The organism is Streptomyces sp. NPDC060232 (assembly GCF_042726555.1).
GTDB lineage: Bacteria > Actinomycetota > Actinomycetes > Streptomycetales > Streptomycetaceae > Streptomyces.
The window spans coordinates 18,966-32,406 of the sequence record NZ_JBHXAG010000035.1; the positions used below are offsets into that span (position 1 = coordinate 18,966).

A 13,441-nucleotide genomic window follows, 5' to 3' on the forward strand; every position below is an offset into this window, starting at 1 on the left:
CCGCGGCCGCGGCCTTTTGGTCAGCCGCAGCTCTCGGTCAGCCGCGGCCTCTCGGTCAGCCGCAGCCGCCGCCACCGCAGCAGCCCCCGCCGCCTGCGCCGCCCATCGGGCGGGCGGGCGCCGGGGCGCTGCTCGACCCGCCCACGGCGACGGCGGACAGCAGCTTGACGGTGTCGGCGTGCCCGGCCGGGCAGTCGGCGGGAGCGGAGGACTCGGCCATGGGGCGGCTGACCTCAAAGGTGTGGTCGCAGGTCCGGCAGCGGTATTCGTAACGAGGCATGCGCACAGGCTAAGCGCGCCCGCCGCCCGTCCGCGACGCCGCGGGGCAAACTCGATACAGGCCCTAGAGGGTGTCGGGCCGCGCGAGCCGTCGGCGCGCGGCGCGTGCCCGGTCCTCCCGGGCCGCCTGCTCGGGGTGGCGGGCCCGCCAGTACGGATTGTCGTGCGGGAGCGCGCTGCCCACCCGCCCGTACATCCCGAACCACATCAGCATCACGCCGACGACGAAGCTGAACAGCACGTTCTGGATCTTGAAGGCCAGGAAGTTCAGACCGGTGTCGAGCAGCGCGAGGTTCACGAACCCGCTCGCGATGAACAGCACGCCCAGCACGATGTTCAGCGTCGAGGCGAAGGTCCCTCCCACCACCATCCCGGTGATGAGGAGTCCGCCGATGAAGAGGGACAGGACGCTCAGCGCACCGTTGGTGTTCAGCGCCAGCACCGTGTCGCCGCCCGTGTCGAAGAAACCGATCCGGTCGACGAGGCCCAGTACCCCGAACACCACCAGCAGCAGGCCGGTCAGCCCCGCCCCGACCCGGTACACCTGGCTGAGCTTGTGATCGGTGGGCAGATGCTCGTCGAGCCGGGCATTGACGGGATGCAGAGCGCGCTGCACACGCCGCCCGATCGGGTGCGGGTCCGGCGCCACGCTCGTCTCGTAGGGCTCGTGGGCCACGTAGGGCGCGTAATGCTCATGGGGCTCGGTGCACCCGTACGCCGCATGGGGCGCGTACGGCGCGTGGGACACGGGTGGTGCCTGGGACGCACGCGGCCTGTTGAAGGGGTGGGCAGCCATGGAGGCCTCCTCTGCTCCGTCCCGTACCCCCAGCATCCGCCGCAGGCCGCCCCACGACAACCTGCCCGGGACACCCCTCAGGGTTGTTGTCCGGCGGAGCAGGGTCGGACGCCTCTGGATTCACACCAGATTGCCGGTAAATGTCAATCGGGTTGAACCGGTGCAAGCCGGGCGTGTTTTCAAGATGTTCATCAGGCTCCTAGCCCTGGCCGCGCTCCTCCCGGATCCCGGTCACCACCCGGTTCACGGAAGCCCGTACCGCCTCCATCTCCTGGAGGAACGCCCAGTAGTCCGGGTGCAGTCCCTCCAGCCCTTCCAGCGCCCGGCCCACCCGCGCCACCGCGTCGTCCAGCGGCCGCGCGTGCCGCGGATCGGGCACACTGCGGCCCGCCATCGCCAGCCGCTGCGCGTCCCGGATCGCGAAGCGGGTCCGGTCGACCTCCGCCTGCGGGTCCCGCGCCACCGCCTCCAGCCGCGTCAGCCGGTCCTGTGCCGCCGACACCGCCTCATCCGTCGCGTCCAGCGCACCACGGACCGCCTCGATCAGCGTCCCCACGTCCGCCCAGCGCTGCTCGTCACGGGCCCGGCCGGCCTGCGCGAGGCGCTCCTCGGCCTCCGCGACATCCCGTACGGCCTGGTCCGGTACCTGCTGGAGGTCCTGCCAGCACGCCGCACTGAACCGCCGGCGCAGCTCGCTCAGCACCGGATCCACCCGGTCCGCCCGGTTGCGCAACGCCTGCGCCCGCGTCCGCAGGCTCACCAGGCGCCGGTCGATCTCCGCCGCCCGCTCGGGCAGCCGCGCCGCCTCGGCCCGTATGGCCTCCGCGTCCCGCAGGATCCGGTCGGCGCGCTGCACCGTCTCCTGCACCCCGTGTTGCGCCGCGCCCTGGTTCAGCTTGGTCAGCTCCGGCCCCAGCGCCGCCAGCCGCGCCGCCAGGTCGTCGGCCCGCATCCCCGTGGCCCGTACGGCGTCCAGCGCGTCACTGGCTCCGATCAGCGCGGCCTTGGCCCGCTCCCGAGCCGGCGCGACCCGCGCGAGCTGCGTCTCGGCCTTGTCCAGCAACGGCTGCAGGCCCTGCGCGAACCGCTCCAGCTCCCCCTTGACCCGCAGGAGTTCATCGCGGGCGCGGGTCAGCTCGTCCCGCGCGCGCGTGGCCACCGAGGCCTCCAACTCCGCCCGGTCCAGGTCGTACGCGTCGACCGCCTCGATGTAGACGTGGCTGACCTGGTCGATGCGCTGCCCGAGCGCGGCGAACCCCTCGGTCGCCTGCCGCGCGGCGGGCGACCCGTCCGCTGCGGCGATCGTCTCGATCGAGATCCGCAGGTCCCGCTGCGCCGTGTCCAGCTCGTAGAACGCTGCCGCGGCGGCATCCTTGGCCGCCTGCGCATCCGCCCGCCGACTCTCGTCCCGCCCACCGAACCACCGCCGGGATGCCGTCGTCACAGTCCCTCTCCCGTACGTGTCCGCCATGCCCCGGTCCATTCTCCCCCACGGGAACCGGTTTGCGTGGGGGGTGTGCCCGGCATGTAGGCTGTCCACTCATCCACGGGTGCGTAGCTCAGGGGTAGAGCGCTGCTCTTACAAAGCAGATGTCGGCGGTTCGAAACCGTCCGCGCCCACCAGTCAAAAGGCCCCCCGCCGATCATGGCGGGGGGCCTTTGACATCTACATCTGACATCAACGGAGACGGTCAGGAACGGCCGCGCCGAGCCCTCAGCAGCCGGTCCATGTGCCCGACGGCCTCGCGCTGCGTGTCCTGGACGGCGTGGGCGTAGACGTTCATGGTGACGGCGATCTGTGAGTGCCCGAGGATCTCCATCATGACGCGGGGCGGAACGCCGACGGCGGTCCGCAGCATCGCGATCCGTGCCGAGCATCGTGCAGCCGGATGACGCGCAGGCCGGGGAGCGGTAGACGCTATGCGGAACGACAGGCCGTCCGGTGCGCGTAGTGCACCCGTAGCCTCCTCCCGCTTCTCCCAGGCGGCCTCCCTGATGGCGGCCTGCTCCATCCACCGTCAGCGCAGGGGAGCGACGCATATCCCAGGCAGCGGCAGAGTCCGCCGACGGCAACCTCCGTTGGGGGCGCCCTCGCAGGCCTCACCGCGCACGCTGGGTGGCCGGGCCGCCAAGACCATGAGCGTTCTTTCCTGAAAGCGCACAGGGGCGGCCGCGGGAATCTTCTCGCCCCACCCTGTCACGGTTGCCATGGCCTACCGCCCGTCCCCCTTGTGGCACCTGAGGGCGGAGCAGTACTCCCCGGCACACGGTGAACAGCATTGGCTGCGCCCGGTGGTATGTGACCGTCAGTGGTGGGCCGTACGCTGCCGCCATGCGCAGAGGAGCGATCACACACGGATCCGTGCTCAAGGCCATCGCGGAGTACGACGAATTGGGACAGGTTGCGTTCCTGGCGAAGTACGGCTTCGGCGAGGCTCGCTCGTACGTTGTGGTGCACGACGGGCGGGAGTACGACTCCAAAGCCATAGCGGGCGTGGCGCACCAGTGGGATCAGGGGCGAGCCCTCAGGCTTGATGAGTTCAGCGGAGGCAAGGAGCACGCTGCGGCGTGGCTGAAGCGGGCAGGCTTCCAGGTCAAGGCCGTTAAGAATCCTGACTGGGCCAGGGACGAGATCATCCTTGCCTGTCAGCTCGTGATGGAGAACGGCTGGAAGGGGTTGGACGCTCAGGATGCCAGGGTGGTCGAGCTGTCAGGCCTGCTCCAACTGCTTCCCATCCATGCCGAGGTGGAGCGCAACGAGAAGTTCCGCAACCCGAACGGAGTGGCGCGCAAGACGTTCGACATCGCCACGCGGCATCCGGAGTACCAGGGCCGGCCCACCAACGGAGGCGCCCTTGATGTCGCAGTACTGATGGAGTTCCTTGCCCGGCCGGACGAGATGGCCGAGGTCGCTCGGCTCATTCGGCAGGGCATCGCGGCTGGCGAGCTGCAGAGCCTTGCGCCGACCGAGGATGAGCAGCTCGACGACTTCAGCGCTCCTGAGGGACGGCTCCTTATGCGTCGGCACCAGGCCCGCGAGCGCAACAAGAGCCTGCGGAAGAAGAAAATCGCTTCTGTCATTCAGCGCGGTGGGCGGCTGGCGTGTGAGGCGTGCGGGTTCGACTTCGAGGAGGTCTACGGCGACCGCGGTGCTGGGTACATCGAGTGCCATCACGTCGTGCCGTTGCATGAAGCGGGTGAGGGGCGGACCAAGCTTAGCGATCTCGCACTCATATGTGCCAACTGTCACCGTATGATCCACCGGCGTGCTCCATGGCCGACACCTGCGGAGCTGCGGACCTCCATCGAGCGAAAGCATGCGGCTGACAGGCGTGCCGCGGAAGCCATTGCACGGCCACGCAGGGCGGCTGACGAGCAGATGCCGAACCCGTGATCTGACATCCACTGCTGACATCAGTGTCTGCGCACAGCGGCAGTTTCGGAGGCCTGGGGCGGCAGCCGTTGCCGGGCCGCTGGGCGGGCCGCGCTCGGGTGATACGCGAAGACCCCCGGCCCGGTGGGTCGGGGGTCTTTCGGACGGCTCAGGCGTTGGGGCGCTTGCCGTGGTTGGCCTTCTTCTTCTTGCGGGCCCGCTTCTTGTTGCCTCGCTTGGCCATGGTGACAGTCTCCCTACTCTCGGTGACCTTCATGACGCCGCCAGTCTAGGCTCGGGCCGGGACGTCCGCATCAGGGCCTCTTGGCCGGTGCGGCAGGGCGTGGGATCGTCGGGAGATGGGCGAGTGGCTCGCGTGGGGCGCGGTGGGCGCGGCGGTGGTCGCGGCCGTGCTGGTACTGGCGATGACGGAGCGTTCCCTGGGGGCGGGCTTCGAGCGGAAACGGGACGCGGAGCGGGCTCGGCTGCTCGCCCGTCTTGCCGAATCAGCCGAAGGCGACGGGCCGCCGACCGTCGTGCCGGGGGCACGGAAGTTCGAGGACGTCGGGGGCGGCCGGAGCGCGCACGCGGAACTCGGCGACCGGCGGGACGACTTCACACCGATCCTCGTGGAGTACTACGCCTACGGGCTGGCGCAGGCGCGCAGCAGCTTCGGGACGAGCCAGCGGTTCGCCGGCGCCGGGGCGGCGATCCTGCTCGTCGGGATCGGGCTCGCCGTCCGGAAGGCCGAAACCGGCGGGGAGCTGTACCTCGGCATCGTCACGAGCGCGACGGGCCTGGTCTCGGCTCTGATCGGGCAGCTCTTCCACCGGCGGGCCGACATCGCACTGCGGCACATGGCCGACCAGACCGCCTCGCTGCGCGACGACCGCCGGGCCGCCGAGACGACCCGGCAGGCCATCGGGCTGCTGGAAACGGTCGACGACCCGGAGCTGCGGGCCCGCCTCCAAGCCGGACTGATCATGAAGCTCTCCGGCGCCGAGCTGCCCCGGTAAGAGGGATAGTGGAGATATGTGCCGATCGATCAAGACCCTGCGTCCCCCCGCCATCCCCGAGAAGGCGACCGAGGAGGAGATCCGGGCCGCCGCCCTGCAGTACGTGCGGAAGGTGTCCGGGTTCCGGGTGCCCGCCGCGCACAACCGCGAGGTGTTCGACGAGGCGGTGGACGCCATCGCCGAGGCCACCGCGGCCCTGCTCGACGGCGTGCACGTACGGGGGCAGGCCGCCCCGGCGTGATCCGGCGGCGCCCTACGCGGCGGCCCGTCGGCGCAGCACCCACACGCCGCCGATCAGGGCGCACGCGGCGAGCGTGCCGCCGACGGCGATCTCGGCCGTGCTCATCGAGCCGACGCTGCCGCCCGTACCGCCGCGCGCCGCGCCGGGGGTGACCTGGAGGGAGGCGGTGATGCGCTCCCCGCCCGGCCCGCCGCACTCGAAGAGGACGCGGTGTGTGCCCGGGACAGCGTTGTTGAAGACGGTGGCGTTGCCGAAGAGGTTGGTGGCCGCGAGGTTTCCGGGGGCCAGCCGCACCTCGCTGAACGCGGTCGAGGTGACCCTGGCGACCTTGGTCCCGCATCCCGCGACGTTCAGGGCGACCCGGCCGCCCGGTGCGACCGTGGTCGGGGAGACTGTGGCGGAAGGGGCGGCGTGGGCGAGCGTGACAGGTGTGGCGGCCGCGACGATGAGGGCGGCGGCCGCGGCGGTCATCAGACGGCGCGGAGCGGCGGACCGCGAGCGGGACGCGGTGGCGGGCGGCTGGGCGAGCGGCGTGGGGGGCATGGAGAGAACTCCTCGGCTCCTCGAAACGGCGCGGCCAGGCCACGGATGTGACGCGGATTCGGTTGCGCACCGTCCTTGGACGCTAGGACCCCGTACCGGAGGCGGCGATCGGGGCCGGGTGAACGGGTGAGCCACTGCTCCGCCCGGGGGAGCCCGCAGCCGGAGCCCACCGGCCCGGAAGCGCCCTACGCCGCCGGGGTCGCGGCCGCGGCCGGGGGCGGCCGGCGCACCAGGAACGCCGCGAGGGCACCCGCGGCGAAGAGCGCGACGATGGACACGGCCGTGCCGAGCCACTGGGTGCCCAGCCACTGGGTGCCGAAGTAGCCCAGCGCCACGCTGTAACCGGCCCACGCCATGCCCGCCAGGAGCGACCAGGGCAGGAACTCCGCCACCTTGCGCTGGGTCTTGCCCGCACCCAGGGACACCACGGAGCGCCCCGCCGGGGCGAAGCGGGCGATCACCACCAGGGCGCCGCCCCCGCGGGCGAGGGCCGTACCCAGGCGCTCCTGGGCGCGCGTCAGGCGACGCGAGCGGGCGATGGCCCGGTCCAGCCGGGCCCCGCCGTGCCGGGCCAGCCGGAAGGCGGCCATGTCACCCAGCACCGACGCCGTCGTCGCGATCACGAGCAGCAGCAGGATGTCCGGCACCTGCTCGGGCACCCGGACCGGCACCGGGCCGGCCGTCCCGGCCGCTGCCGCCGCTGCCGCCGCAGCGGTGATCACCAGAACCCCGCTCGGCAGCACCGGAAGGAAGACGTCGAGCACGATGGACACCGCCACCAGGGCGTAGATCCATGGGCTCGCGGTCAGCGACCCCAGAGTCTCAAACAAAGCGGGACTCCCCAGTCCGGTTGACGTGCTGCGGCATGAAGCGCCGCGACGTCGCGGGGGAGCGGCAGGGGCGGCTGACAGCCATACAGCGTACGCCCGGCACTCCCGCCCCGGGAGCCCGGGGCGGGAGTGCCGGGCACACCGGGGCCGACCGTGCACCACTCCATCGCCACCCGCCCGGCCCCGCCACCCGGCCCGAGGGATCCCCTACTCCGCCGACGTGAGCTCCCGGTCCAGCACCGTCACCAGACGGGCCCCCTCCCGCTTCTTGCGCGCCTGATCCAGCCGCAGCCGAGCCGCCCGCCCGGACAACGCCAGCGTCATCAGCTGGTTCCCGAACCAGGGACCGCCCGTACGCCGCCAGTTCAGCGGCGGCCGACCCGTCCGCCCGTGCAGGGAGAAGCCGCGTCCCAGCCACCGGCCCGTCCTCGACCAGCCCAGCCGGAACCCCCACTTCACCGCGGTGTGAATGGAATTGTGCACAGGCGAGCAGGTCAGCTGGAACACCCGCGCCGTGCTCGGTATGCGAGGCTCGGCCACATACGCGTGGTGCACGTCCCCCGACAGCACGCACACCGTCGCCGGCGCCCGCGGCCCCGTACCCACCTCCTCGATCAGATCCGTCAGCGCGGCGAACGACGCCGGGAACGCCGCCCAGTGCTCCAGATCGCTGCGCCGCCGCAGGTTCTCACCGATCCGCGCCCACCGGGGCCCGCGCTCTCCGCGGCACAGCGCCGCATTCCACGTCTCCGCGTCATGGATCAGCGGCGGCATCAGCCAGGGAAGTGAGGACCCGATCAGCAGGTGGTCGTAACCCCCGTGCCCGGCGAGGGCGTTCTCGCGCAGCCACTGCTGCTCCGCCGGATCGTGCATCGCGCGCCCGTCCTCGGCCAGCACGCGGGCGGCGCGCGTGTCCACCATCAGCAGCCGCGTCCGACCGAAGTCGCGACGGTAGCTCCAGCGCACCGTGGCCGGATCGGCGTCCGCAGCGGACGCGAAGGCCCGTAGCGCGTCCGTGCCGTCGGGATCCGCGCAGACCGCCCCGTACAGCCCGTCGGCGGCCAGCTCGGTGGGCGAGAGATTGCCCAGGTGCTGGTACACCCAGTACGACATCAGGCCGCTGAGCACGCGCTCCCGCCACCACGGGGTCGCCCGCATCTCCGCGAGCCACGCCGCGCTGGTGTTCCAGTCGTCGATGACGTCGTGGTCGTCGAACATGTGCAGGCTCGGCACCGTCGACAGCAGCCAGCGGATCTCCGGGTCGAGCCACGACTCGTAGTAGAGCCGGGTGTACTCCTCGTAGTCCGCGACCTGGGCGCCGGGTGCCTCCCGCAGATCCCGGCGCGCGGCGAGCCACTGCCGGGTCTCCCGCGACAGGGCATCGGCGTACACCTGGTCCCCCAGCAGGAGCAGCAGGTCGGGGCGCTCCGCCTGCGGATCCGCGGCCAGCCGTGCCGCGAGGGTGTCCAGCGCGTCAGCGCCGTGCGGACCGCGCCTGCCGGCGGGCGGCGCGGCCTGACGGCAGGAACCGAAGGTGACGCGCAGCCCGGGTGCGGGCCGGCCCGGGCCCGCCACGACCGGAGTGGTGATCGTGCTCGGCGGGAAGCCGCTGTCGGGCAGCGGCCACACCTGCCGTCCGTCGAGCAGCACCTCATAGGGCGTCGTGGCGCCGGGGGTCAGACCGGTCACCGTCACCAGTGCGTAGTGGTGTCCGGCTATCTGGAAGGTTCGCGCGCTGCCGCCGGCCCCGCCCGAGCACCGCACCTCCGCCGTGCACGGACGGTCCGCCTCGACCCATATGGTGGCCGCTCCGCCCGTTTCCCAGTCGACGTGGCGCAGCAGCGGCCCCAGACGCAACCCTGCCATGCAACTCCCCCTCCTCCGTAGCCCCTCCGATCACGGTACGACGGGGAGGGGGAGCGACGCCTCCCCCTGGCGGGGGAGAGATCGGCCGGCAGGCGGCAGTGGTCCGTCAGCAGCCGTTCAGGACGTTCACCAGGGCCGTCTTCTCGCCGGAGTCCATGCTCAGGCCCCAGTACTGCTTCACGTTGACCCACATCCGCGCGTACGTACAGCGGTAGGCGGTCCGCGGCGGCATCCACTTGCCGGGGTCGAGGTCGCCCTTGGCCTGGTTGACGTTGTCGGTGACCGCGATGAGCTGGGGGCGGGTGAGGTCGTTGGCGAACTGCTGGCGCTTGGACGTGGTCCAGGAGGAGGCGCCGGAACGCCAGGCCTCGGCGAGCGGGACGACGTGGTCGATGTCGAGGTCGGAGGCGGCCGTCCAGGTGGCGCCGTCGTACGCCGAGTACCAGCTTCCGCTCACCGCGGCGCAGGCGGAGTCCTGGACGACGTTCACGCCGTCCCGCTTCAGCACGGTCTCGCGGGTGTTGCAGGTGCCCGAGACGGTGCTCCAGTGCGGGAAGAGGTCGCGGCTGTACCCGCTGGTGGATCCTTCCGTCTTCGGCGTGACCGTGGCCAGGTACGCGCGCGCGGCCGAGGCGCTCATGGGGGTGGGCGGGGCGGCCGCGGCGGTCGGGGCGTTGACGAGGGAGGCGAGCGCGGCCAGCGCAGCCGCTGACGCGAGCACGCCAACTCGACGCGCGTAGACGGTGGGTATGAGTGCCATGAGGGGCTCCCTGGGTGCGGGGGGTTCGGCCGGGTCGCCCCGGCGGGGCGTGGCCATGCTGACGCCACCGGGTTGCGAGGGGATGGGCGCCAGGTGACAGCGTGGCGACATGGGCACGTCACATCAAGCCGCGCAAGGCCCCTGATTTAAATAGAAGTTGAGATTCCGCCGAGAGGGGGGCGGGCTGCGAAGTCCAGGGGGGCGGCCGAGGCCGGGGCATGTCGGGGCAGGTCGGGGCAGGACAGGTCGGGGCAGGACAGGCCGGGGCGGGCTGGGGCGCGGCGGGACCAAAGGCCCATTCCGGCCCGCCATCGGCGTCGCGTACTCTGTTCGGAGCAGAAGGGGAGTAGCTCTTCGCCGGAACGTCGACATACTGCTGGGTCACCCAGCCGGCGCCCGGAGGCAGACCGTGCTCAGCGGTCGGCCAGCGAGACCTTCGGCCGCAGTGTCCTGTCCCGGCGTGGGCGCGTTCCGTACGCGCACGCGCAAGCCAGGGCGCCGCCGAGCCGAAGCGACCCCTGACACACCCCAGGTCTCTCGGTACCGATGGCGTCCTGCCCGACCGATTGAGGTTCCACCCCCGTGTTCAGCTTCAGCATCACGGCGATTGCCTTCGGTGTCGTCTTCCTTGCCGAACTCCCCGACAAGACGGCCCTCGCCGGCCTGATGCTCGGCACGCGCTACCGCGCCTCCTACGTCTTCGCGGGCGTCGCCGCCGCCTTCGCCGTGCACGTCGGCCTCGCCATCGCCGCGGGCAGCGTGCTCACCCTGCTGCCGCACCGCCTCGTCCAGGCCGTCGTCGGCGTCCTCTTCCTCCTGGGCGCGGCCATGCTGCTCCTCAAGAAGGACGACGGGGACGAGGAGATCAAGCCGCCCGCCGACCAGTCCTTCTGGAAGGTCTCGGGGGCCGGCTTCATGCTGATCCTGGTCGCGGAGTTCGGTGACCTGACCCAGATCATGACCGCCAACCTCGCGGCTCGCTACGACGACCCCGTCTCCGTCGGCGTCGGCGCCGTGCTGGCCCTGTGGGCGGTCGCGGGCATCGGCATCCTGGGCGGCCGCACGCTGATGAAGTACGTGCCGCTGCGGCTGATCACCAAGGTCGCGGCAGCCGTGATGGCGGCGCTGGCCGTGTTCTCGCTGTACGAGGCGATCACGGGCTGACGTACCCGGGTCCGGGGCCGGTCCAGGTCCGGGCCCGGACCGGCCCCGGGTGCCGGTGGCGGAAACTGCGTTGCGCAGGGCGAGGTGGGGAGGCACGCTCGGCGCGTGACCGACCCGACTTCCCCCACCGGCCCCGGCCCGGCCGTCGGCCCCGCTTCCGTGCCCGCCCAGGACCGCCGTTTCGGCTGGTCCAACATGTTTGTCCGGCCCGACGAGGACACCCGGACCGACGGAGGGTTCCGGGGGGAGCGGGACGTACTCGCCGGCTACCTGCGCGACCAGCGGATCACGCTGGAGCTCAAGTGCGCGGGCCTCGACGCGGAAGCCCTGGCCCGGCGCTCGGTGGAACCCTCCGACCTGTCCCTGCTGGGTCTCGTACGCCACCTCGCGGGCGTCGAGCAGTACTGGTTCCGGCAGGTCATGGCGGGCCAGGACGTACGCCGCCACTACCGCTCGGAGGCGCAACCGGCCGGGGAGTTCACCGGCGCGGTGGCCGACCCGGCGCTGGTCGCGGACGCGTGGGCGACCTGGCGGGCCGAGGTCGCCTTCGCGGAACGGCTCGTCGCACAGGCTCCCGGCATGGACGTCACGGGCGACCGCGGCGGCGAGCCGATGGAGCTCCGCGAGGTACTCGTCCACATGATCGAGGAGTACGCCCGCCACAACGGCCACGCGGACCTCCTGCGGGAGCGCATCGACGGGCGCGTGGGGCAGTAGGCCGGCTTGGCCGTGCCCCGGCGGAGCGCCGCTACCGTGCGGGCGAGCCCTGGGGCTCCGGCTGCACCGTGATGCGGATCGAGCCGTCGGGGTCGGTCGTGACGGCGAGGGAGGTCAGGTCCGGGACGTGCACCGTCGGGCCGTGCGCGGCGGCGCGGGGACCCACGCCGATCACGCGCATGCCGGCCGCCCGGCCGGCGGCGATGCCCGCGGCCGAGTCCTCGAAGACGACGCAGTCGGCCGGGTCCACGCCCAGGGCGGCGGCACCCTTGAGGAAGCCCTCGGGGTCCGGCTTGCTGGCTGCGACGGACTCGGCCGTGACGCGCACCTCGGGCAGGGGAAGCGCGGCGGCCGTCATCCGGGCGATGGCGAGAGCGGCGTCGGCGGACGTGACCAGGGCGTGCGGCAGGCCGTCGAGCGAGGCCATGAAGGCCGGGGCGCCCGCGACGGGGACCACGCCGTCGGTGTCGGCCGTCTCGCGCGCCAACATCACAGCGTTCTCTGCGAGATTGACCTCCATGGGGCGCTCCGGCAGCAGGACGGCCATGGTGGCGTAGCCCTGGCGGCCGTGGACCACCTTCAGGGCCTCCTGTGGGTCCAGCCCGTGGGAGACCGCCCAGTCGCGCCAGCAGCGTTCGACCACCGCGTCGGAGTTGACGATCGTGCCGTCCATGTCGAGGAGCAGGGCCTTGGCGGTGAGTACTGCGGGTGCGGTTGCGGTGCTGGCCGGCATCGACGGGGCTCCAGACGGGCGGGAAAAGAGAACAAGTGGTTCCGTCCACCGGTCAGGGAATGAGGACGGAACCACTTTGTTCCCTCACGATACAAAACTCGGGGCGGTCTGTGCCACTCGTGGGCGTGTGACCCCTGTCGCCCTGTCGTCCCGTTGCCCTGTCGCCCTGTCGCCCTGTCGCCCTGTCGCCCTGGTCCGGCCCGCCCCTGGCATGCTCGGCCCCGCCCGCCGCCTACCCCTCCAACGCCTTGCGGGTCAGGGGCCCGTAGACGCCCCACTCCTGCGGGTCGATCCCGCGGTCGTACTGGAAATCCAACAGCGCGTCCTCGACCCTCCAGTCGAACTTCCCGTGGAACCTGCCCCGGTACAGCTCCTGCGCAGCCAGCAGCCGCTGGAGCTTCTCCACCTCCGGACCGGAATCCCCGTAGCGCAGGACCGGGGCCTGCGCGGGCGGCGGGCTGGAGGAACGGCTCGCGCTGCGCGAAGCACTCGGCGACGGGGGCGCGGAGGACGCGGAACGGGACGGGCTCGGTGAGGCGGACGGCGACTTCGAGGCGGTCGGCGACTTGGAGGCCGACGGGGACGCGCTGGCCCGGCTCGGGCTACCGGACGGCGCGACCGGAGCCGCGCTCACGGCGGGCGCCGACGCCTTCGCGTCCAGCAGCGCCGTATCGCTGTCCGTGGAAGCCGGCAGCACCCACACCGCCACGGCCGTGCCACTGAGGGCCACCGTCGCCGCGGCTCCGATCAGCAGCGCCAGCGGCCGCCGGCGGGAAGCGGAGCCGGATCGCCCCTCCGGGCCCCCGCCCCCGCCCCCTCCCTGTCGTTCTCCGCCGAACGCGGGGCCGGACGCGGGGCCCGCTGCCGGGACCGTGCGGAGCTGGATCGTCTCCGCCGGGTGCGGTGCGTACGCCGGGCCCGCCTGCCACGGGCCGTCCTGCCGCGGCCCGGCCGAAGGCGCCACGGGTATCCCGTACGCCGGAGTGTCGTCCTCCGCCGCCGCCTCCGCTGCCTGCTGCGGTGCAGGCACAGGCGGGGGCGCAACCACACCCGACACGGGCGGGGGCAGCTGCTCGGCTGCGGCGGGAAGCTCGCCGGGGTCGGACAACGTCACATACGGACG

The 13,441-nt window shown here is 72.2% G+C and carries 16 protein-coding genes and 1 tRNA gene; 6 read left to right on the top strand and 11 right to left on the bottom strand.

All coding sequences use genetic code 11. The features are described 5' to 3' along the window. Positions 1-55: 55 nt before the first annotated feature. From ACFWFZ_RS32140 to ACFWFZ_RS32150, 3 genes are all read right to left on the bottom strand, one after another. Positions 56-280 carry a zinc ribbon domain-containing protein gene (locus ACFWFZ_RS32140; protein WP_387127146.1) on the bottom strand — a complete coding sequence of 75 codons (225 nt, stop codon included), beginning with the start codon at positions 278-280 and terminating at the stop codon, positions 56-58. A 63-nt stretch (positions 281-343) separates the two neighbouring features. Then, positions 344-1,075, bottom strand: coding sequence for a DUF4383 domain-containing protein (locus ACFWFZ_RS32145; protein ID WP_387127148.1), 732 nt, complete (start codon positions 1,073-1,075; stop codon positions 344-346). A 199-nt stretch (positions 1,076-1,274) separates the two neighbouring features. Next, positions 1,275-2,558, bottom strand: a complete 1,284-nt coding sequence (locus ACFWFZ_RS32150; protein ID WP_387127150.1) for a hypothetical protein — start codon at positions 2,556-2,558, stop codon at positions 1,275-1,277. A gap of 65 nt (positions 2,559-2,623) precedes the next feature. Here ACFWFZ_RS32150 and ACFWFZ_RS32155 point away from each other — a divergent pair. Further along, positions 2,624-2,698, top strand: a tRNA-Val gene (locus ACFWFZ_RS32155). A 68-nt stretch (positions 2,699-2,766) separates the two neighbouring features. Here ACFWFZ_RS32155 and ACFWFZ_RS32160 read toward each other — a convergent pair. After that, positions 2,767-2,934: a hypothetical protein gene (locus ACFWFZ_RS32160; RefSeq protein ID WP_387127152.1), complete on the bottom strand. Its 168-nt coding sequence runs from the start codon at positions 2,932-2,934 to the stop codon at positions 2,767-2,769. 473 nt (positions 2,935-3,407) lie between these two features. On the opposite strand from ACFWFZ_RS32160, the gene ACFWFZ_RS32165 reads away from it, so the two are divergent. Then, a complete protein-coding gene (locus ACFWFZ_RS32165) occupies positions 3,408-4,469 on the top strand; it encodes an HNH endonuclease (RefSeq protein ID WP_387127154.1) in 1,062 nt (353 codons plus the stop codon). Between the two features lie 148 nt (positions 4,470-4,617). Here ACFWFZ_RS32165 and ACFWFZ_RS32170 read toward each other — a convergent pair whose 3' ends face one another. Next, positions 4,618-4,692 (bottom strand): 50S ribosomal protein bL37, encoded by a 75-nt coding sequence (locus ACFWFZ_RS32170; RefSeq protein WP_099895366.1) that lies wholly within the window; start codon positions 4,690-4,692, stop codon positions 4,618-4,620. A gap of 115 nt (positions 4,693-4,807) precedes the next feature. On the opposite strand from ACFWFZ_RS32170, the gene ACFWFZ_RS32175 reads away from it, so the two are divergent. Together ACFWFZ_RS32175 and ACFWFZ_RS32180 are read left to right on the top strand one after the other, a co-directional pair. After that, the gene (locus ACFWFZ_RS32175) at positions 4,808-5,464 is read left to right on the top strand and encodes a hypothetical protein (RefSeq protein ID WP_387127156.1); all 657 of its coding nucleotides are present in this window, start codon (positions 4,808-4,810) and stop codon (positions 5,462-5,464) included. Positions 5,465-5,480: 16 nt separating this feature from the next. After that, positions 5,481-5,705: a DUF2277 domain-containing protein gene (locus tag ACFWFZ_RS32180; protein ID WP_030656990.1), complete on the top strand. Its 225-nt coding sequence runs from the start codon at positions 5,481-5,483 to the stop codon at positions 5,703-5,705. A 12-nt stretch (positions 5,706-5,717) separates the two neighbouring features. Here ACFWFZ_RS32180 and ACFWFZ_RS32185 read toward each other — a convergent pair whose 3' ends face one another. The 4 genes from ACFWFZ_RS32185 to ACFWFZ_RS32200 all read right to left on the bottom strand — a co-directional run bounded on the left by ACFWFZ_RS32185 (position 5,718) and on the right by ACFWFZ_RS32200 (position 9,704). Beyond that, positions 5,718-6,248 (bottom strand): hypothetical protein, encoded by a 531-nt coding sequence (locus tag ACFWFZ_RS32185; protein ID WP_387127158.1) that lies wholly within the window; start codon positions 6,246-6,248, stop codon positions 5,718-5,720. A gap of 185 nt (positions 6,249-6,433) precedes the next feature. Next, the gene (locus tag ACFWFZ_RS32190) at positions 6,434-7,078 is read right to left on the bottom strand and encodes a DedA family protein (protein ID WP_387127160.1); all 645 of its coding nucleotides are present in this window, start codon (positions 7,076-7,078) and stop codon (positions 6,434-6,436) included. 207 nt (positions 7,079-7,285) lie between these two features. After that, positions 7,286-8,944, bottom strand: coding sequence for an alkaline phosphatase D family protein (locus ACFWFZ_RS32195; protein ID WP_387127162.1), 1,659 nt, complete (start codon positions 8,942-8,944; stop codon positions 7,286-7,288). Positions 8,945-9,050: 106 nt separating this feature from the next. Further along, the gene (locus ACFWFZ_RS32200) at positions 9,051-9,704 is read right to left on the bottom strand and encodes an HNH endonuclease family protein (protein ID WP_387127165.1); all 654 of its coding nucleotides are present in this window, start codon (positions 9,702-9,704) and stop codon (positions 9,051-9,053) included. Between the two features lie 582 nt (positions 9,705-10,286). On the opposite strand from ACFWFZ_RS32200, the gene ACFWFZ_RS32205 reads away from it, so the two are divergent. Together ACFWFZ_RS32205 and ACFWFZ_RS32210 are read left to right on the top strand one after the other, a co-directional pair. Further along, positions 10,287-10,868 carry a TMEM165/GDT1 family protein gene (locus ACFWFZ_RS32205; protein ID WP_387127167.1) on the top strand — a complete coding sequence of 194 codons (582 nt, stop codon included), beginning with the start codon at positions 10,287-10,289 and terminating at the stop codon, positions 10,866-10,868. A 195-nt stretch (positions 10,869-11,063) separates the two neighbouring features. After that, positions 11,064-11,585 (top strand): DinB family protein, encoded by a 522-nt coding sequence (locus tag ACFWFZ_RS32210; RefSeq protein WP_387127233.1) that lies wholly within the window; start codon positions 11,064-11,066, stop codon positions 11,583-11,585. 31 nt (positions 11,586-11,616) lie between these two features. Here the strand turns inward: ACFWFZ_RS32210 and ACFWFZ_RS32215 are convergent, their stop codons facing one another. Both ACFWFZ_RS32215 and ACFWFZ_RS32220 read right to left on the bottom strand, forming a co-directional pair. Continuing rightward, entirely contained in the window at positions 11,617-12,318 is a 702-nt protein-coding gene (locus ACFWFZ_RS32215; protein WP_387127169.1) for an HAD-IA family hydrolase, read from the bottom strand. A gap of 232 nt (positions 12,319-12,550) precedes the next feature. Beyond that, a complete protein-coding gene (locus ACFWFZ_RS32220) occupies positions 12,551-13,348 on the bottom strand; it encodes a peptidoglycan-binding protein (RefSeq protein WP_387127171.1) in 798 nt (265 codons plus the stop codon). Positions 13,349-13,441 lie beyond the last annotated feature (93 nt).